Origin of the sequence: Bifidobacterium tissieri (assembly GCF_002259645.1) — a bacterium.
GTDB classification, from domain to species: Bacteria; Actinomycetota; Actinomycetes; order Actinomycetales; family Bifidobacteriaceae; genus Galliscardovia; species Galliscardovia tissieri.
Window position 1 is genome coordinate 38,734 of record NZ_MWWV01000003.1, and the last position, 19,712, is coordinate 58,445.

The 19,712-nt window shown below is 61.8% G+C and carries 11 protein-coding genes; 10 read left to right on the plus strand and 1 reads right to left on the minus strand.

The genetic code is table 11. From position 1 onward, the window contains the following. Positions 1–197 precede the first annotated feature (197 nt). From BTIS_RS01860 to BTIS_RS01895, 8 genes are all read left to right on the plus strand, one after another. On the plus strand, positions 198–2,588 hold the full coding sequence (locus BTIS_RS01860; RefSeq protein WP_094662133.1) for a DUF7604 domain-containing protein: 2,391 nt from the start codon (positions 198–200) through the stop codon (positions 2,586–2,588). Positions 2,589–2,690: 102 nt separating this feature from the next. Beyond that, positions 2,691–4,226: an isopeptide-forming domain-containing fimbrial protein gene (locus tag BTIS_RS01865; protein WP_094662134.1), complete on the plus strand. Its 1,536-nt coding sequence runs from the start codon at positions 2,691–2,693 to the stop codon at positions 4,224–4,226. Between the two features lie 495 nt (positions 4,227–4,721). Beyond that, a complete protein-coding gene (locus BTIS_RS11955; RefSeq protein WP_211279412.1) occupies positions 4,722–5,525 on the plus strand; it encodes an HTH domain-containing protein in 804 nt (267 codons plus the stop codon). Positions 5,526–5,632: 107 nt separating this feature from the next. Then, entirely contained in the window at positions 5,633–6,532 is a 900-nt protein-coding gene (locus BTIS_RS01875; RefSeq protein ID WP_094662136.1) for a YggS family pyridoxal phosphate-dependent enzyme, read from the plus strand. Positions 6,533–7,182: 650 nt separating this feature from the next. Then, entirely contained in the window at positions 7,183–7,851 is a 669-nt protein-coding gene (locus tag BTIS_RS11960) for an HTH domain-containing protein (protein ID WP_181160714.1), read from the plus strand. A 35-nt stretch (positions 7,852–7,886) separates the two neighbouring features. Further along, positions 7,887–8,702 carry a fumarylacetoacetate hydrolase family protein gene (locus tag BTIS_RS01885; protein WP_094662138.1) on the plus strand — a complete coding sequence of 272 codons (816 nt, stop codon included), beginning with the start codon at positions 7,887–7,889 and terminating at the stop codon, positions 8,700–8,702. Between the two features lie 975 nt (positions 8,703–9,677). After that, entirely contained in the window at positions 9,678–10,736 is a 1,059-nt protein-coding gene (locus BTIS_RS01890) for an ABC transporter substrate-binding protein (protein WP_094662491.1), read from the plus strand. A 188-nt stretch (positions 10,737–10,924) separates the two neighbouring features. After that, positions 10,925–12,427, plus strand: a complete 1,503-nt coding sequence (locus BTIS_RS01895; RefSeq protein WP_094662140.1) for a nucleoside hydrolase — start codon at positions 10,925–10,927, stop codon at positions 12,425–12,427. 40 nt (positions 12,428–12,467) lie between these two features. Here the strand turns inward: BTIS_RS01895 and BTIS_RS01900 are convergent, their stop codons facing one another. Next, on the minus strand, positions 12,468–13,397 hold the full coding sequence (locus tag BTIS_RS01900) for an AEC family transporter (RefSeq protein WP_094662142.1): 930 nt from the start codon (positions 13,395–13,397) through the stop codon (positions 12,468–12,470). Positions 13,398–13,754: 357 nt separating this feature from the next. Between BTIS_RS01900 and clpB the strand changes: the two genes are divergently transcribed. Together clpB and BTIS_RS01910 are read left to right on the plus strand one after the other, a co-directional pair. After that, a complete protein-coding gene (gene clpB / locus BTIS_RS01905; RefSeq protein WP_094662144.1) occupies positions 13,755–16,424 on the plus strand; it encodes an ATP-dependent chaperone ClpB in 2,670 nt (889 codons plus the stop codon). Between the two features lie 532 nt (positions 16,425–16,956). Continuing rightward, positions 16,957–19,677, plus strand: coding sequence for an InlB B-repeat-containing protein (locus tag BTIS_RS01910; RefSeq protein ID WP_158216810.1), 2,721 nt, complete (start codon positions 16,957–16,959; stop codon positions 19,675–19,677). Positions 19,678–19,712 lie beyond the last annotated feature (35 nt).

The window sequence follows — 19,712 nt, forward strand, 5'->3', positions numbered from 1 at the left end:
AAGCACATTTTCCAAGCGGTCACCATCGTGCCAATGGGGGTACGACACGAAAACTGGTGGGCGTTAAAGGGGGGTCGTGGGGTAGGGGGCTTCCGTCTACAGTGCGGTTCTGTTGGCACTGTTATGCGGCGTGGACATGCGTAGGGGTGCGTGGCATTGCTGCAATCTCGCGCTCGGCAAAAGCGCAGGAAGAAGACATGACGAGAATGAAGAAGAACAAGAAGCCCGGAAGGGTAGGGGGAGCAGGCGCTCGCCTCGTGGCGGTGGCGTCCGCCGTGGCGATGTTCCTCGCCGTGGCAGTGGGCGGTTCCGCCATCGCCGCCACGCCGACCAACTCCGCATCGCCGTCCGAGATCACGAAGACGGCTGTTCCCAAGACTGTCGCGACGAACGATGGAGTGTCTCTGGGCGTTCCGCAACATACGAAGATCGTGAACGCGCCGGACAAGGATGGCAAGTACACCGTTTCCTTGAACGTGACCGGTGCCGTCGACAGCTCCACATCCACCACGTCCAAGCCGCTCGACATCGTGCTCGTGCTCGATGAGTCGGGCTCCATGGAGAACTCGATCAGTTACTCGGACAGGACCACCAAACAGCAGGCGTTGGTGACTGCGGTCGATTCCTTCCTTGATATGACGGCGAAAGCTAACGAGCAGTTGCCGGCGAACGCCGAGAAACATCAGGTGTCGTTGGTGAAGTTCGCCAGTGATAAGAGCGATCAAATAGGTAATGACACGAATTGGCGGGGGTACAACTACTCGCAGATCGTCAGTGGCTTCACCACCGATTTCAATGGTCTGAGGAATACCGTAGGTCAGTTGAAGCCCTCGGGTGCTACTCGTGCGGATTACGGTCTGCAGAAGGCCCAGGATGTGTTGCGTAACAAGCGTGCGGACGCGAAGCAGGTCGTCCTGTTCTTCACGGATGGCGTGCCGACCTCTCAGAGAGATTTTGATAATCAGGTCGCCAGTGATGCAATAACCGCGGCTAGGGAGATGAAGCAGGCCGGCACCGACATCTACAGCGTCGGTGTAGTGGATGGAGCCGATCCGGGCAATACCACCGATAAGAGCGTTAACTCGTTCCTGAATGCCGTGTCGAGCAACTATCCCAACGCAACATTGACTAAAGACAACTGGAATCGCTGGAACTGGAACCTCGGTCAGGGCGGCAATCAGGGCTATTATCAGTCCGCGTCCTCCGCTGAGGAACTGAAGAGCGTATTCGACAAGATTCAGCAGCAGATCACGACCACGGTGCTGTATCAGGGCGTCCGCATCGAAGATGCGCTGTCCAAGGACAATTGGGTGACGTTCACGGGCGCAAACAATGCTCCCGAATTCACCTACAGCAAGACCGTCAACGGCAAGACGACGGACTACACGCCAGACAATAAGGCCACGGTCGATGGCAACGGCAAGATCGTCTGGTATCCGGAAGGCCAGAACGGTCAGCTTGAAGCCGGCACCACTTACACGGTGAACTTCACGGTGAAGACAACCCAGAAGGCATACGATGCCGCAGCCGCTAACCACAAGGACGACTCCGCCGCGACTGGCAACAACAACTTCTACACGAACGACAACGACACCGCCAAGGTCTTCTACAAGACGGTGACGTCGGTCAACGGTCAGCCGACCGTGAGCGACGAGAACAACACGCCGTACAACAAGCCGCTGATCACGTTGCCGACCTCGACCATCATCGTGACCAAGACCTGGGCAGACGGCAACGAGCAGCACGGTTCGGATGCCGTAACCGTGCATCTGAAGCAGGACGGCAAGAACTACGGCGATGCAGTCACGCTGAACGCGGCCGATGAATGGAGGCACGACTTCACGGTTCCGGCCGGCCCCGATGGCCATCAGTACACAGTGACCGAACAGTCGGTGGACGGTTACGACTCCTCCGTGTCGGTGTCAGTGTCCACCGCGCCGTCCAGCGCCGACAACGGCGTGATCACGCTCAAGGGACTGGATGAGCAGAAGGGCGCCGCGGCCATCACTAACACCGCGTCGTCGGTGATGCTGCCTGCCGCCGATCTCAAGGTGACCAAGCAGGTCAAAGGCCATGCCGCGGCCAACGATTTCGGCTTCACCCTTGCTTGTGAAACGACGAACGACCAGAACGCCGGATCCTGCAAGAACGTGAGCGGACTGGACAGCAACGGCCAGTTGCGCGCGACCGTGTCTAAGGACGTGCTCGCTAAGTCCAATGACTCCGCGGAAGCGTCCTTCGGCACCACCAACCAGAATCTGAAGTTCAAGGTGCCGTCGGGCAGCGCGAACGAGGTCGTGTACACGTTCAAGATCACCGAAAACGGTGCCGACAATGCACCTGCCGGCTGGCAGTACGACACCGCCGAACACATCGTGACCGTGACCGTGGCCAAGAACGCCGATGGCAAGTGGGCCGCAACCGTCTCCGGTAACAATCCGAAGTTCGTAAACCGCTACGTGGCCGTGGCTGCGCTGCCGTTGACCGGTGGGACCACCGGGCGGGCGTGGATTGTGGCGGCTGGCGTGCTGCTGGCGCTGGCCGGTGGTGCGGGCTATGTGGCGTGGCGTCGTTGCATGACGGTCTGAACTGTCCCTGAAATCCAGAAAATTTGCGGTCGCGGAAGGTGTGAGTCTTCCGCCTCCGCGACCCATAACAAATATCAAGTAAAGGAAAGAGAGGGTTTTCTCATGAAGTTGAGGAAGCTTTTCGCGGGAGTCGCCGCAGCGGCGACCCTGCTTGGTGGCATGGCGTTCGGTGCCGCCACCGCCAGCGCGGCTGAAGTCGTCAACGACAACGCCACGTTCACGTTCACCGCTGAGAACGCCGAGCAGCTGACCGGCCGCAATGTCACCGCCTACAAGATCGGTGACTACGTGAAGTACGGTTCCGACGCGAACACCGCCTACGGTGTACAGACCGTCGCCGGCAACGCCGAGGCCGTCAAGACCGCGCTCGAGGCCGCCGGACAGAAGAACGTCCAGCCCGATTACCTGGCCAACGCGCTCTCCGCCGGAGTCCTTGACGTCTCCGCCACCCGTCCATGGGCCGACGGCACTACCCGCAAGTTCGCCGACAACCTCGCCAAGGCTCAGCTCGCCGGCGGCCAGACCGTCAACCTGAGCGCCGCCACTAAGGTCAACGACGCCACCGGTGACGCCACCTACGCCGCCACCGTGAGCCTGCCGGCCGGCATCTACGTGTTCCTGGACAACACCGCCGCGACCGGTGAGATCACCAAGGCCGTGCCGATGATCGTCGCCTCCGGCACCGTCACCAAGGAGGGCGTGCTGACCGAGCCGACCGCCGCCGCCACCGTGAACTTCAAGAACTCGAAGAACGAGGACAAGACCAAGACCGCCGACAAGACCAGCGTTTCCGTGGGCGACACCATCGAGTACACCCTGCAGGGCAAGGTCGCCAACCCGGCCCCCGCCACCTTCGTGTTCACCGATAAGCCGGGCAAGGGCCTGACCGTCGCCGCCAACACCAAGTTCACCGTGACCGCCGACGGCGAGGACGTTCCCGCCTCCGACTACACCGTCGCCGGCCTCGAGGCCGACCTGCAGGGCGACGGTGCCAAGACCTTCACCATCACGCTGAACACCCCGGCCGCATACGCCGGTAAGACCATCGTGGTGAAGTACTCCGCCACCGTGAACGCCGATGCCGCCAACCAGGACGGCGTCGTCAACGAGCTGCTGGGCAACAACGACAAGTACACCCAGACCAAGGTCTCCCTGTACAAGTTCAGCTTCGACAAGAAGGACGCCGCTGGCAGCGCAGTCGAGGGCGCCAAATTCGAACTGTCCGTCGCCAAGGACCAGACCGGCAAGCTGCCGACCGTCGGCACCACCGCCACCTCCGGCGACAACGGCAAGGTGACCTTCTCCGGTCTCGCCGCCGGCACCTACACCGTGACCGAGACCAAGGTCGCCGACGGCTACCTGCAGTCCGCCAACAACAAGGTCGTCTTCACCGTGACCATCGCCGAGAACGGCGCCGTCACCTTCGACAAGACCATCACCTCCGATCCGTTCGGCCTGGTGACCCTGAATGAGAAGAAGACCACCGCCACCGTGACCAACGTGAAGAACGTCACCGAACTGCCGAAGACCGGTGCCGCCGGCATCGCCATGTTCGTGGCTCTGGGCGTGGTTCTGGCCGGTGCCGCCGCAACGGTGTACGCCAAGTCCCGTCGCACCAGCGCCGCGCTGCACGCCTGATCGCACACTGCACGCCTGATCATGAACTGATCAGAACACTGGTGCGATAACCATCTCGAGGGGCTGGGGCTGAACTGATCGTTTGGCTCCGGCCCCTCCCATATCCAGCGACCATATCCATGGATATGCGTATGAACACCAGAGACGCATCCTTGGATCCTTTGACAATACTGACATATCCATTTGGCGGCACGATCGTCAACTCTCCGTCCCCGATTCCCACCTCCCGTCTGCCGACCGGTTTCGCGCTAGGGGAGGATGTCGAGAATGGGGTCGGGGGGGGGTATATTTAAAGATCTCGATAACATATGGGACGGCGCAGTGAGGCCGTGCCCACATGCCTTTCTTTTCTGACGCGGACCAGCCGTGTCGACATCGCTCCCCGGCGCATGCCCGCGTCCATTTCAACACCGTCATCAGTGACGGATCGGTGCGCGTGGGCGGTTTTTCGTGGCACTGAAGCCGCTGCTGAGACAAACCACGAAGGGGAAACTCATGAGAACCGGGGAATTCACCCAGGAGGAAATCACCTATCTGCGGTCATTACGGGCTGTGGCGCGTGTGTCGAACGGTCGCATCCGCTACACCGAGGAATTCAAACGCGAATGCATGCGCCGGTACGCGGCGGGTGAGTCGCCGGCCCGTATCTTCCGCGATGCCGGACTCGATTCGGCACTGATCGGATACAAGCGCATCGAACGTTGCATCTCGCGCTGGCGCGGCATCGAAGCCGAGGCGGATAACACGTCGCCGAACAAGAGCGGTGTCAATGGTGTCAATGGCGGCAATGGTACCGCCGACGGCCACCATGACCAATCCGACGACGACTATGACAACGAAGCATTCTCGCCACGTCTCGTCGTGCGTTCTGGACGTCGCGATCTGCGCGATCTGCTGATCGCACAACAGGTGCGTCGCATCGCCGAACTCGAGCGTGAGGTGACCGAGCTCAAGGCCGAAGTGGAGGTCACCATCGATCACGGCGATTCCGCAGAGGATGCGGACGGCGTGGTCGGTGCGTTTGGCGAGAATGGCGTGGTCAGCGAGATCGGTGAAACCACGAATCGAATTTCTCGGGGGGGGGGCTTCGATGGGCGATCGCAATCGGCATTCTATCGATGCCGCTGCGTAACCGGTTTGGCGACGTTCCGTTGCCGGTCGTTGTGCATCCGTCGGTATGCGTCCGGAGTCGGTCGGCCTCGGGCCCAGACGGTTCCCGTATCCGTCCGACGTCCGAAATCGGTCGGATCCGCGAGCGCGGCACGATATACAGCGGTGTCGCAAAGCGTACTAGCATAGCGTGCAGTGGTTCCGCCGCCTGTGTGCGATCGTGAATGATTGTGAATGATCGTGAAATTCAGGCTCGGAACGGTTTGCGTGGCATACGGAAGGGAAAACGGACGACGATGGTCGCATACATGGATCACAAGGATCTGACCAATGAAACGATCGATGATGCACGACGACAGGAGATCGTCGACGGTGTGCATCGCGTGCTCGATGACATCGCCGCCGCGGAGTCCGATGCTGGACGCGCAGCCGGTTCCGTGCGACTGCTCGCCGCCACCAAGACGCGTGACGTTGGTGAGATCATGGCTGCGGTCGATGCCGGCGTGCGCATGATCGGCGAAAACCGCCCGCAGGAGATCGAGGTCAAGGCTCCCGGACTGGTACGGCAGTGCGCCGTCCGCGGATTCGCGCTCGGCGAGGCGGCAAACGACGGCACCGATGATGCGCAGGCCGCTGCCGCCGCGGTGGCGAATGCTGGGGCGGCTGACGCCGCTTCGGGATCCACTGCTTCGGTTCCTGCCGCGCTCGCCCCGTTGCCGTTCCATCTGATCGGCCAGCTGCAGTCCAACAAGATCAACAAGGTGTTGCCTCACGTCACCACCATCGAATCCGTGGACAATTTCGCCCTTGCGCAGAAGATCGCCAAGCGTGCCGAGGCTCGTGGACTCACCGTGGGAGTGCTGCTTGAGGTCAACGAATCCGGCGAAGAGAGCAAATCCGGATGCGAGCCGGCCGAGGCCGCCGATCTTGCCGCGCAGATCGCCGAACTCAAGGGACTGCATCTCGAAGGTCTAATGACGATCGGCGCGCATGTGCCCGACGAGGCCGTGATCCGCCGTGGATTTGCCCATCTGCGCGAAACGCGTGACGCGTTGCTGGCATCCGGCGTCCCGGTGCTCGCCGACTGCCGTGAGCTGTCGATGGGCATGACGCACGACATGGCGATCGCCATCAGTGAGGGGTCCACCATCGTGCGCGTGGGTACTGCCATCTTCGGCGAGCGCGCGTTCATCTGACGGTTGTGGTGGTTTGACGGTTTGGCGGCCTGACGGTTTGGCGGGCTGACTGTCTGCCTGGCTATCTGGTTGCCTGACGGTCTGTCCTACTGCTGTAGTTCCGCGTTGAGGACCGGGCCGTCATGCTCGGATCCCGGACGCGCTGTCCGTATCCGTCGCATGCCGTCGTATGTCATCGTTCCGATGCATGGATTCGCTGTCCATGATTCGACGGATGTTTTCGCTTGCCGTACCGGTACGATTTCGGGACGTGACACGCCGTCAAACGGGTGTAATACGTACGTCTTGAACGGATTAAAGGAGTAGGGAAACATCGTATTGCAGACCCCGACGGACACCTTCTGTTCCGGTCATCGATGCGGATGATCGATATGCGAATTCCGCAAAAACACGACGGTAATATACATTTTTTCCATCGTTTGTCGTTTTTTATGCAAAACGGGGGTATAACTGACAATTAAGGAATCGTCTGTGTGTGGTATGTATCGGATGAATTCCCGATGGATGCTGCCGAATGAGACGTGCAGTGGTAGCTAATACGGTAGCGGATGAATTGGCAGGATGCCGGCCCTTGCCGCTTTTGCGGTGGGGGGGGGGTGATGTTGTCGCAGGGGAAGTTGTTGGTCCCCATATCGAACAGGAGGGGCGTGATGGAACGTAAGAAGTTCACGCGCAAGCAAGCGGCGTATCTGCGTTCGCTGCCGGCCGTGGAACGAGTGGTTGATGGTCGTGTCACCTACTCCGAATCGTTCAAACGCCATTGCATGCGGAGGTACGCTGCGGGTGAGTCCCCCGCGGTGATCTTCCGCGAGGCCGGGCTCGACTCCAGCGTGATCGGATACAAGCGCATCGAACGATGCATTGCACGCTGGCGCAAGACCGTCATGCCGTCCATGAAGGAGTCCGGCGAGCTCACTCCGGAAACCATCGCCGAAGAGGCGTCCGGCGTGGTGAATCCTGAATCCGAGCCGTTCCGCATGTCGTATGAGAAACTGCTGGAGCGGCAGATCAATCGCATCGACGAGCTCGAACATGAACTGAGCTCCCTGCGTCGTCAGCTCATCCGTCAGCAGAAGCAGATGTTCGCCGAGTTCGATCGGGATGCGCATGAACGTGGGGACGCATCGATGGGGCAGTTCCGTGGGGATGATGGAGATGATGCTGAAATCGCTGATAGGGGTTCGGCTCCAGCGGCATCGGGTGCCATGCGTTCGTCTGCGTTGTCACTCTCAGGATCGGCGGAAGCATCTGCCTCCTCGTCGATCTCGCCGTTGGGTTCCCGTTCGATGCCGCTCGACTCGATCATCTTCTCCGCTTGACGGCGTAACCGTCAACGGCGGCATACACTGGACTCATGAGAATCGCACGTTTTTCCCTCAATGACAAGGTCCGCTACGCATTCGTGCAGACCGACCAGAACGATGGCAAGGACTACCTGGTGGCCCTCGACGGATTCCCGCTCGGCCCCCAGGAGGTCAAGCCCACCGGCGAACGCTACGCCGTGGACTCCGACGGCATCCGTCTGCTTGCCCCCGTCATCCCGTCCAAGGTGTTCGGCCTGGCCAAGAACTATCAGGCGCACACCGAATTCATGGCCAGCAAGGGCCTGTCCGACATCAAGGTCGCTCCCGAGGAGATGGTGATCTTCACCAAGCCGTCCACCTCCGTGATCGGTCCCGACGATCCGATCGTGATCCCCAGCTTCTCCAACGATATGAACTACGAGCCCGAAGTGGCCGTGGTCATCGGCCGCATCGCCAAGAACGTGCCCGTCGAAAAGGCCATGGACTACGTGCTCGGCTATACCTGCGTGAACGACGTGACGCTGCGCGACGTGCAGGGCTTCGACCCCATGTGGACCCGTGCCAAGGGCTTCGACACATCCTGCCCGCTCGGACCGTGGATCCAGACCGATCTCGACAGGTCCGACACGCACATCGGATTCAGCCTCAACGGAGAAGTGGTGCCGGAAGCCGCCGGAACCACTGCCGGGCTGATCCACTCCATCCCAGCCCAGATCGCGGCGATCTCCCAGTTCTCCACGTTGCTGCCCGGCGACGTGATCCTCACGGGTACGCCCAACGCGTCCGGCACGCTGCGTCCCGGTGACGAGGCCATCGTGCACGTCGAGGGCATCGGCGATCTGCGCAACGTGGTGGTTCGCGGCTAGGAGGCTGAAGGTGCCTGAGGTGCCGCGTGAGGTGCTTGATGCACCGCGAGGTACTGAAGGTATTGATGGCTGTCTGACGGTGCCTATCTTCGAGTTCTGTGCGGATTCGGCACTGGTGCGGACATCAATCGTCGAGTTCTGTGCGTTCCGAATGGAGAATCACGAGTATGAGGATTGGAATTCCAAGGCTTGTACTTCGCGAATCCGATCTAGAGCGCACAGAACTCGAAGATAGGTGTCCGCAAGGCCTGACAATCCGCACAGAACTCGCAGATAGGGGCGCATCGGTGTCGTAGACGGGCCCCGGGATGAGCGCGAGAACGCTGATTCAGCGTTCTTTCAGCTTTCATGGCAACCATTACAAGCGTTTTGTTCAGTAATGCGGAGGCGGAACGACCGGTTCTTCAAGAAAACGGCGGTTAACTAAGAAATGTCAGCGGATGATACCGATGACGACCACCGATCGGGGTGATCAACCTCACACAGCCTCCCGATCCGTGATCCTAACTGAATACTCATAACTTCAACCTCATAATTGAACCTTCTTCCTCTCTTCTTCTTCGCCCCGGCGGTCTTCTTCCTCCCGCCGGGGTTTCCTTATATTTGGGCATTCGTTTCTGGGTGATCAGACATTCGTTAATCCGTGCCACCCATCATGGAAACCCTGACCGGACTGGTCAGTCACAATGTCGGACGATCGTTGGGATATTGCCGTCCCCCGGGATTCCACGGCCGCGACATGTCGTCGTCTTTGCCATATAATCGTTACGCTTCACGCCAATGTGTGGCAAACCGGACTGAACTCGGATCGGCTCGAATCGCGGTCGCATACCCGTCCGGGGGCATTGGGCGTACGGGAATCGGATCCTCCATATCGTTCTCTGTCCTGTTCCCGTCGGCATTCCCAGAGAACGATATCTGAGGAAGAACTAGGGAATCATCATGACGAATCGTTTCATGGGACGTTTCGGTGGCATGCTGCGCAAGGGTGTGGCCGTGGTCGCCGCACTCGGACTCGCCGGCACGCTCACCGCATGCGGATCGTCCAACGACGCCAGCGGCAACAGCAGCAGCGCCAGCGGACTGAAGAAAGTGACCTTCATGCTCTCCTGGGCACCCGACACCAACCACATCGGTGTGTATGTGGCCAAGAACAAGGGCTACTTCAAGGACGCCGGACTCGACGTCGACATCGTGGCCGTGGCGCAGGCCGGCGCCGAACAGGCCGTGAACAACGGCGCCGCCGACTTCGCCCTGTCGAACATGACCAACACCGCCGACTACAGCCTCAAGGGCGCCAAGATCAAGCAGGTCATGCAGGTTCAGCAGAAGCCCAGCGCCATCTGGTGCGCGCTCGCCAGCAACACCGAGATCAAGTCCCCCAAGGATCTTGACGGCAAGACCTTCGCCACGTTCGGCTCCAACGAATCCGACGCCGTGGTGCGCCGCATGATCCAGTTCGACGGCGGCAAGGGCGAGTTCGACAAGGTGACCGCCGGCACCAACACGTTCCAGACGCTCAGCTCGGGCAAGGCCGATTTCGGCGGCTTCTACGCCACCTGGGAGGGCGTGCAGGCCGACATGTACGGCCCGAAGCTCAACTGCTTCACCGAGCCCGACTACGGCGTGCCCGGCAACGCCGACTCCATCGGCATCATCACCAGCGACAAGACCATTCAGAACGATCCCGAACTGGTGAAGAAGTTCGTGCAGGCCTCGCAGAAGGGCTACGAATACGCGTACGAGAACCCGGACGACGCCGCGAAGATCCTCGTCACGGAGGCGCCCGACGCCAACCTCAAGGAGGACTTCGTCAAGAAGAGCATGCAGGTGATCGTCGACGGCCAGTACTGGGGCGATCCGGCCAAGATCAAGTCCGGTGAGTTCGTGCTCGGCACCAACGATTTCGTGGAGACGCAGAAGTACTTCGACTTCCTCGCCGAGGCCCACACCTACACCGACAGCAACGGCAACACGATCGACACCACGCCGCAGGCCAAGGACGTGGCGACGAACGACTTCCTCGGTAAGTAGTCGCGGCTCGCGGGCTCGCGGCGTGCGGCCCGCTCCGGTCGCGCGTCACGCGGTCCGGTTTGCGTCACATGGTCCGGGCGGCCCACGTGATACCGTTTTAAAAACGTTGAAATTGCAACGTTTCTAGGCGTGTGTCACGTGGGCCGCCCGGACCATGTGACGTTTGTAGGGGCATAAGGAGGATTGACATGGCGGATAGGCCTGACATCGGCGTCGGAAACGAGCGCGGCAAGACGCGCATCGTGTTGGATGTGGACACCGGTATCGACGACACGCTGGCGATCGCGTACCTGCTGGGCTCTCCGAACGTGGACCTGCTCGGCGTGATCGGCGTGTATGGCAACGTGACCGCCGAGACCGCCGTGCGGAACACCCGCGATGTGCTGCGACTGTTCGGCCGGCCCGATGTGCCGGTATTGCATGGCATGCCGCGTCCGTCGTGGGCCGACTGCTTCGAAGTGGACGAGGGGTGCGCCCGATTCCACGGCACCAATGGCCTAGGTAACGTGAACCCCGCGGAGTATGTGGACGGCGTTGGGGGCGACGCCGGCGTTGATGTTGGCGCGGGCGGTGCCGGCACGGCTGGTGCTGGCGTAATTGGTGCAGGTGAAGATGTGGCTGGTGCCGATGTGGCTGGTGCTGGCGCGGGCGTGGTCGTCCTCGGCGGAGATGCCGTTGGCGGCGCCGGTTTCGACGAAGGTGCTGGCGTAGACGGTGGTGCGACGGGCGTTGACTTGGCTGGCGATGTTGCCGAGCTTGGCGTTGACGTTGACTTGAATCGTGGCGCTGACACGGATGATGTCGTTGGCGGCGCCCACGGAACGAACCTTGCCGACGTGGTTGCTGAGGTCCGCGATTCGTTGTCCGTTGATACCGATGTCGCCGATGCTGACAGTGCTGTCGCCGACACCGGCTTCGCCGCCGAAGTGCATACCTTCGCCGCGTCCGGCCGGGTGAAGTCGGTGGGCGGATATCGTGCCGATGCCGAGGCGGATCTGGAGGAGGTCGTCGCCGCCGAACAGGCCGTGCGCCGGGCCGAATCCGAAGGCGTGAAATTCATCGTCGACGCCGTGCGCCGATATGGTCGCGATGTGATCGTCCTTGCCACCGGTCCGCTGACCGACGTGGCCGCCGCGATCGACGCCGCCCCGGACATCGTCGACCATCTCCGCGTGGTGATGATGGGCGGCGCGCTCACCCAAGAGGGCAACTGCTACGACCTGGTGTGCGAGACGAACATCATCCAGGACCCGGAGGCGGCGAACCGCGTGTTCCGCTCCGGCGCCGACGTGACGATGGTCGGTCTCGACGTGACCCATCAGTGCCTGCTCACCCGCGCCGATGCGCAGTCCTGGCGCGATACCGGCACGGCACGTGGCCGGTTCCTCGCCGACATGGTGGAGTTCTACATCAATGCGAACGAGGATGCCGATCCCATGTTCCTCGCCGGTAGTCCGCTGCATGATCCGCTGGCGGCGGCCGTGGCGCTCGACCCCACGCTGGTCAGCTGCTTCGATGTCAACATGATGGTGGAGACTCGCACCGGTGACGGCTACGGCTTCCGCGGCCGTACGATCGGCGATCCGACCCGTCTGCGCACTCCGCGCAAAACCGCGCATGTGGCGCTCGGCGTGGACGCGGATCGCTTCGTGTCGCAATTCCGCGACCGCGTGGCCTCGCTCTGCCGCTGAACGACTCGCGACGCGGTCGCCGTACGTGTCCGTCCGCGACTCACACGCCGGGGAGCAGGGCGTGCGCCACGGTCATGGCGACCAGACCGATCACGGCGGTGACGGTGAGTGAGAATCCGGCGAGCTTGGCGTTGCCGGTGAGCGAATCGGTGAACTTGGTCGAGAAGATCGTGATCGGGGAGAACGCGGCCAGCACCAGAATCTCGCGGATGCGCATGTCGAACGGCATGATGTACCAGGCCGCCAGCGCGATCACCGCGCTGAACGCCGCACGCCACACGATCACCTTGAGCAGTTCGACGCGATCCTTGCGCTCGGCCGGAATCTCCATCATCAGCCCGATCATGGCCATGGACATGAACGCATTGGCGTTGGCGAACGGCGTGATGAGCGTGACGACCGGCTCGGGGATGGTGATGTGCGCGAACATGAACACCAGCATGAGCATGTAGATGTCGAACGATATCGATCCGAGGAAGTCGTGAGCGATGCCGCGCAGCCGCAGCGAAAGCGGCAGCGCCTTGAAGTTCCCGTCCATGTGCAGCAGCGTGCGGGTGATGGTCAGCGCGCCCGCGGTGGCCACCATGGCGTTGCCGATATCCATCATGATCACGGGCAGGCCGGCGGACGGCCCCATGAACGTCTGGATGACCGGCAGGCAGAACGCGCCGAGATTGAGGCCGCTGGCGTTGAGCATCTGGAACGCGCGGTAAGGCTTTTCGTCGCCGTGCGATCCGAAGTACACGATGAAGAGTGGCACAAGACAGCAGATGAATCCGAACAGCACGATCCACAGCATGTGCATGTCGTGCTTGTTGGTGGCGAAGGAGAGGATGATGGCGCATGGCAGCGTCATGTTGAAGACGAGTCCCTGCGCCACCTTGTAGTCGCGCGGGCCGAAGACGTGCAGATGCTTGAGCGCGTAGGCGCCGACGATGACCAGCAGCAGCGCTCCCGATTTGAAGATCATGATGACTTCTGACTTTGTTCCTGATGTTCTTGTTCGCTCGGATACGAGTGACGGTATTCCGACTATTCCGTATGGTCCGTATGCCCGTGGTGTCCGTATTGCCTTTCCTGCGTCAGATTCCCCGACGGCGTGACCGGCATGACGGAAGATGCGACGAGCTCGAGTATAGGAATCGCGTGTTGCGCTCGCCTTCCGGGGCCGGATGGTGGAATGAAATCACTGTTTTTAAAAACTTGAGTCGGCGTGGCTCAAGTTTTGGGAATAATATGAATGCGGCACCGGTTGTTCGTATCAGACAACGACTTCAACCGAAGGCGACGCCCGGTGCGCCGCCAACATGATTACGGAGGGAACATCATGGAACAGAACTTCACAAGGATGGCGCAGGAGGCCATCGGAGATGCCATTCAGAGCGCTTCTGCAGCCGGCAATGCGCAGGTGGAGACCCTGCACCTGCTTGACGCGCTGCTGCGTCAGCAGAACGGCGTGGTGCCCGGACTCGTGCAGGCCGCCGGCGGCGACGTGCAGACGATCGGTGCCGCGACTCGCAACGCGCTGGTGAAACTGCCGAGCGCAAGCGGCTCGAGCACCTCGCAGCCGCAGGCCAGCCGTCAGCTGACCACGGCGATCGCCCAGGCCGAAAAGGAAATGAAGGAGATGGGCGACGAATACGTGTCGACCGAGCACCTGCTCATCGGCATCGCCGCATCCGCTCCGAACGAATCCGCTGAGATCCTGAAGAACGCCGGTGTGACGCCCGAGGCGCTGCGCAAGGCCGTGCCGTCGATCCGCGGCGGCCGCAAGGTCGACAGCCCGGATGCCGAAGGCAGCTACAAGGCGCTGGAGAAGTACTCCACCGACCTGACCGCCCGCGCCAAGGACGGCAAGCTCGACCCGGTGATCGGGCGTGATCAGGAGATCCGCCGTGTGATCCAGATCCTGAGCCGTCGTACCAAGAACAACCCGGTGCTGATCGGCGAGCCCGGCGTCGGCAAGACCGCCGTCGTCGAAGGACTGGCCCAGCGCATCGTGGCAGGTGACGTGCCCACCACGCTGCAGAACAAGAAGCTCATCAGCCTCGACATGGGCTCGATGGTGGCCGGCAGCAAGTACCGTGGCGAATTCGAGGAACGCCTGAAGGCAGTGCTCGACGAGATCAAGAACGCCGACGGTCAGATCATCACGTTCATCGACGAGATCCACACGATCGTGGGTGCCGGCGCGGCCGAAGGCTCCATGGACGCGGGCAACATGCTCAAGCCTATGCTGGCCCGTGGCGAGCTTCGCCTGATCGGCGCGACCACGCTCGACGAATACCGCGAGAACATCGAGAAGGACCCCGCTCTGGAGCGCAGGTTCCAGCAGGTGTACGTGGGCGAACCCAGCGTGGAGGACACGGTGGCGATCCTTCGTGGCCTCAAGCAGCGCTACGAGGCGCACCACAAGGTGACGATCGGTGACGACGCGCTCGTGGCCGCCGCCACATTGTCGAACCGCTACATCTCCGGACGTCAGCTCCCCGACAAGGCCATCGATCTGGTGGATGAGGCGGCTGCGCACCTGCGCATGGAGCTCGACTCGCAGCCCGAGGAGATCGATGAGCTGCAGCGCAAGGTCACGCGTCTCGAAATGGAGGAGATGCAGCTGAAGAAGGCCGAGGACCCCGCGTCCAAGGAGCGCCTGGGCAAGCTGCAGGCCGATCTGGCCGACACCCGCGAGAAGCTGAGCGGACTCAAGGCCCGTTGGGATGCGGAGAAGGCCGGTCACAACAAGGTCGGTGATCTGCGCGCCCAGCTCGACGCCAAGCGCGTGGAGGCCGACAAGTTCACCCGCGAGGGCAACCTCGCCGAGGCGAGCCGCATCCTGTACGGCGAGATCCCTGCGATCCAGAAGCAGCTGTCCGCCGCCGAGAAGGCCGACGCCGAAGACACCGAGGCCGGCGACAACAAGCCCGAGCCGATGGTCCCCGACCATGTGGACGCCGACTCCGTGGCCGAAATCGTCGCCGACTGGACCGGCATCCCCGTCGGCCGCCTGATGCAGGGCGAGAACGAGAAGCTCCTCCACATGGAGGATTACCTCGGCAAGCGTGTGATCGGCCAGAAGGAAGCCATCCAGGCCGTGTCCGACGCCGTGCGCCGTTCGCGTGCCGGCATCAGCGACCCGAACCGCCCGACCGGCTCGTTCCTGTTCCTCGGCCCCACCGGCGTGGGCAAGACCGAGCTTGCCAAGGCGCTCGCCGACTTCCTGTTCGACGATGAGAAGGCCATGGTCCGCATCGACATGTCCGAGTACATGGAGAAGGCGTCCGTGAGCCGTCTGATCGGCGCGGCCCCGGGTTACGTGGGCTATGAGGAGGGCGGTCAGCTGACCGAGGCCGTGCGTCGTCGTCCGTACTCGGTGGTGCTGTTCGATGAGGTCGAGAAGGCCAACCCCGAAGTGTTCGACGTGCTGCTGCAGGTGCTCGACGACGGTCGTCTGACCGACGGTCAGGGCAGGACCGTGGACTTCAAGAACACGATCCTGATCATGACGTCGAACCTCGGCTCGCAGTTCCTGGTGTCGCAGGATCTCGACGAGGACGCCAAGCGCAAGGCCGTGATGGACGCCGTGCACGCGAACTTCAAGCCGGAGTTCGTGAACCGTCTCGATGAGCTGGTGATCTTCCATCCGCTCACCCGCGACGAGCTCGGCGGCATCGTGGACATTCAGGTCAAGCAGGTGGCGTCGCGCCTGACCGACCGCAGGATCACGCTCGACGTGACCGACGCCGCCCGCGAGTGGCTGGCCGATACCGGCTACGATCCGGCGTACGGTGCCCGTCCGCTGCGTCGTCTGGTGCAGACCGAGGTCGGCGACCAGCTGGCCCGTATGCTGCTCGGCGGCAAGGTGCACGATGGCGACACCGTGCTGGTGGACCAGACCGGCGGTGAGCACCTTGAGCTCACGGCCATGCCGGAGGATCCGCTGGCCGGCCATGCCGAGGACGACCCCGACGTGAGCGTCGACCACATCGAGGCCGACTGATTCGGTCCGGACGCGTTCCGTAGCCGTCCGCAACGGTTCCGTCTCATGCGCATATAGGCGATGGGCCGGGTTTCCCGTAGAGGGGCCCGGCCCATCGTCGTTTCCGAGGGTTCTCGAATCGACATGACCGCAATGAGAGCGATCACGTCATAAGGGGGTATCGTTATGTGCTATACCCCCGTTATGGGAAAAGTGTCAGACTGGTGTAGTTTATGCATCCGATCTACGTATGTTGTGGTGATGTGATACGCCACACAATATGTTTGAATATGTTCGTTTGTTGCCAAAACATGCCATAACATCGTTGATATATCAACGATTTGGGCGTGTCGCGGTCATCGGTGATCCGGGAGTGTTGATTTTCAAGCCTTTTCTTGGTTTTTCCCTAGGATTTTCCTATATGTAACCTCAGCGGTCGCCTTGCAATGTCTCGTTAGGGGGTGTAAGGGTAGTACTAGATGGTGCACAAGGCTGTGTGCTTCCCATCAGTGATATTGCAAAGACGATGATGTTTATTGGAGGTTTCGCGATCATGCGAAATTGGAAGAAGAAGACGCTCGGAGGCGTGCTTGCCGCAGCGATGCTGGTGAGCCTTGTCCCCGCTACGAGCGCGTTGGCGGCCGATGATACCGCCAAGACGACTGACTCGCAAAGTCAGCCCGCTACAAGCTGCAGTGTGAATTTCCGCGTCAATGGCTATGTTGTTCAGGCCGGCACCGGCGTCGGCAACCTGACCTGCGACTCCACCATCGCCCAAGCCGTGGCTGCGGTCAAGGGCTCGTTCAACGTTCCGTCCGGCAAGGTCATCTCCGGCTGGACGCTCAACGGCGCGAAGATCAACACCGGAGCCAAGCTCAGCGAACCCGAGTTCGCCACCAATGCCGAGGGGCTGCCCGGCGGCGCCATCCTTGACGCCGTGCTCAAGGACGCCCCCCAGCCGGCCAAGACCTTCGTCGTCACCGTGCACGCCAACGGCGGAACCTTCCAGTCCGGTGCCGACAAGGGCCATCAGGGCGACACGTCCTTCACCGTGACCAACGGCTCCAAGTTCGTGAGCAAGCTGCCGAAGGTCTCGCGTCTTGATCATGAGTTCGTCGGCTGGACGTACGACAAGGCCGGCAGGAGCAAGGTGCTCGACTCCGACTTCATCTCCGCCAACACCGAGGTGTACGCCCAGTGGAAGGCCATTGACGTCGATCCGGGTGCCAGCGTGAAGACCTTCACCCTGACCGTGTCCACCAACGGCGGCGCGATCCAGGGCGGCGAGTTCGCAGGCCAGTCCGGTGACGTGCAGACCACCGTCGGCCAGAACGAAAAGGTGCTGTCCGTGGTGCCCACCGTTGTGCGTGACGGCTACGACTTCGTCGGCTGGTCCTACGATCAGGCCGGCCAGTCCAAGGTGATCGCCAACGATTTCATCTCCGCGAACACCCACGTGTACGCCCAGTGGTCCAAGATCAAGACCTTCCGCGTGATCGTCCACTCGAACGGCGGCACCTTCCAGTCCGGCAACGAGCAGGGCAACGTCGGCGACGACTCCATCGAGGTTGCCAACGGCAGCACCTTCGTCGGCAAGCTGCCGAAGGTCTCACGTCTCGATCATGAGTTCGTCGGCTGGACGTACGACAAGGCCGGCAAGAGCAAGGTGCTCGACTCCGACTTCATCTCCGCCAACACCGAGGTGTACGCCCAGTGGAAGGCCATTGACGTTGACCCCGGCGCCAGCGTGAAGACCTTCACCCTCACCGTGCACACCAACGCCGGCACGATCAAGGGCGGCGAGTTCGACGGCCAGACCGGCGACATCATGACCACCGTCGGCCAGAACGAGAAGGTCGTCTCCGTGGCTCCGTCCGTGGCCCGCCTCGACTATGTGTTCACCGGCTGGTCCTACGATCAGGCCGGCAACTCCCCGGTCATCGACGCTGATTTCATCTCCGCCGACACCGAGATCTGGGCGCAGTGGAAGGCTGTTGACGTCGATCCGGACGCCAGTGTGAAGACCTTCACCCTGACCGTGTCCACCAACGGCGGCACGATCCAGGGCGGCGAGTTCGACGGCCAGACCGGCGACGTGCAGACCACCGTCGGCCAGAATCAGACAGTGCTGTCCGTCGTGCCGACCGTCGTCCGCGACGGCTACGTCTTCAAGGGCTGGAGCACCGACAAGGACGGCAAGTCCATTGTCGCCGCCACCGACGTCATCTCCGCCGACACCCAGGTGTACGCCCAGTGGACCAAGCAGCCCGTGCGCTACACCGTGGTCTACAGCACCAACGGTGGCAACATCAATGGCGAGGTCGGTGACTTCCAGCTTCAGGTGAAGAAGGACGAGACTCTGCTCGACAAGCTGCCGACCGCCGACACGCTCAAGCGCGACGGATTCACCCTCAAGGGCTGGACCTACGCCGAGACCGGCACCAAGCTGGACGGCAACGCCGTCACGGAGACCGACAAGGTCACCGGCGACCTCTACAAGGTCGTGGCCCGTTGGGAGCCGACCGACGTGGATCCGGGCATGCAGGTGGAGCAGTTCAATGTGGTGTACAACACCAATGGCGGCAACATCAACGGTGAGGCCGGTGACTTCTCCGTCCAGGTCGCCAAGGGCGACACCATCCTCGACAAGCTGCCGACCGCCGACACGCTCAAGCGCGACGGCTACGTGCTCAAGGGCTGGGTCTACGCCGAGACCGGCACCAAGCTGGACGGCGACTCCGTGCAGGCATCCGACACCGCAAGCACCGACGTCTACAAGCTGCTCGCCCGTTGGGAGCCGACCGATGTGGATCCGGGCATGCAGGTGGAGCAGTTCAATGTGGTGTACAACACCAATGGTGGCAACATCAACGGTGAGGTCGGTGACTTCTCCGTGCAGCTCGGCAAGGGTGAGACCATCCTCGACAAGCTGCCCGACGCCAACACCCTGGTCCGTGACGGCTACAAGCTCAAGGGCTGGGTCTACGCCGAGACCGGCACCGACAAGGACGGCAAGGCCCTGACCAAGACCGACGTCGTGGACGGCAACGTGTACAAGCTCGTCGCCCAGTGGACCAAGGTCGTTCCGGCCTCCACCCTGACCCCGGCCCAGAAGGCCGAGAACAAGACGGACTCCACCAAAAAGAAGGTCGAGACCACCAAGAAGGCCGAGGCCAAGAAGAAGCTGGCTACGACCGGTGCCGCCGTCGGTGGCGTGGCCGTTGTGGTGGTGCTCCTCGCTGCCGCTGGCCTTGCTCTGCGCAAGCGCGCCTGAGTGCGCTGCGAGCGTCAACCCCGTCGATGACGGTG

Bases quoted from the DNA above. Each gene is read 5' to 3' on its own strand.
- BTIS_RS01900 (WP_094662142.1), bottom strand. From the start codon at position 13,397: ATGATCTTCAAATCGGGAGCGCTGCTGCTGGTCATCGTCGGCGCCTAC.
- BTIS_RS11955 (WP_211279412.1), top strand. From the start codon at position 4,722: ATGAGAACCGGGGAATTCACCCAGGAGGAAATCACCTATCTGCGGTCA.
- BTIS_RS01890 (WP_094662491.1), top strand. From the start codon at position 9,678: ATGCTGCGCAAGGGTGTGGCCGTGGTCGCCGCACTCGGACTCGCCGGC.
- BTIS_RS01910 (WP_158216810.1), top strand. From the start codon at position 16,957: ATGCGAAATTGGAAGAAGAAGACGCTCGGAGGCGTGCTTGCCGCAGCG.
- BTIS_RS11960 (WP_181160714.1), top strand. From the start codon at position 7,183: ATGGAACGTAAGAAGTTCACGCGCAAGCAAGCGGCGTATCTGCGTTCG.
- BTIS_RS01860 (WP_094662133.1), top strand. From the start codon at position 198: ATGACGAGAATGAAGAAGAACAAGAAGCCCGGAAGGGTAGGGGGAGCA.
- BTIS_RS01885 (WP_094662138.1), top strand. From the start codon at position 7,887: ATGAGAATCGCACGTTTTTCCCTCAATGACAAGGTCCGCTACGCATTC.
- BTIS_RS01895 (WP_094662140.1), top strand. From the start codon at position 10,925: ATGGCGGATAGGCCTGACATCGGCGTCGGAAACGAGCGCGGCAAGACG.
- BTIS_RS01875 (WP_094662136.1), top strand. From the start codon at position 5,633: ATGGTCGCATACATGGATCACAAGGATCTGACCAATGAAACGATCGAT.
- clpB (WP_094662144.1), top strand. From the start codon at position 13,755: ATGGAACAGAACTTCACAAGGATGGCGCAGGAGGCCATCGGAGATGCC.
- BTIS_RS01865 (WP_094662134.1), top strand. From the start codon at position 2,691: ATGAAGTTGAGGAAGCTTTTCGCGGGAGTCGCCGCAGCGGCGACCCTG.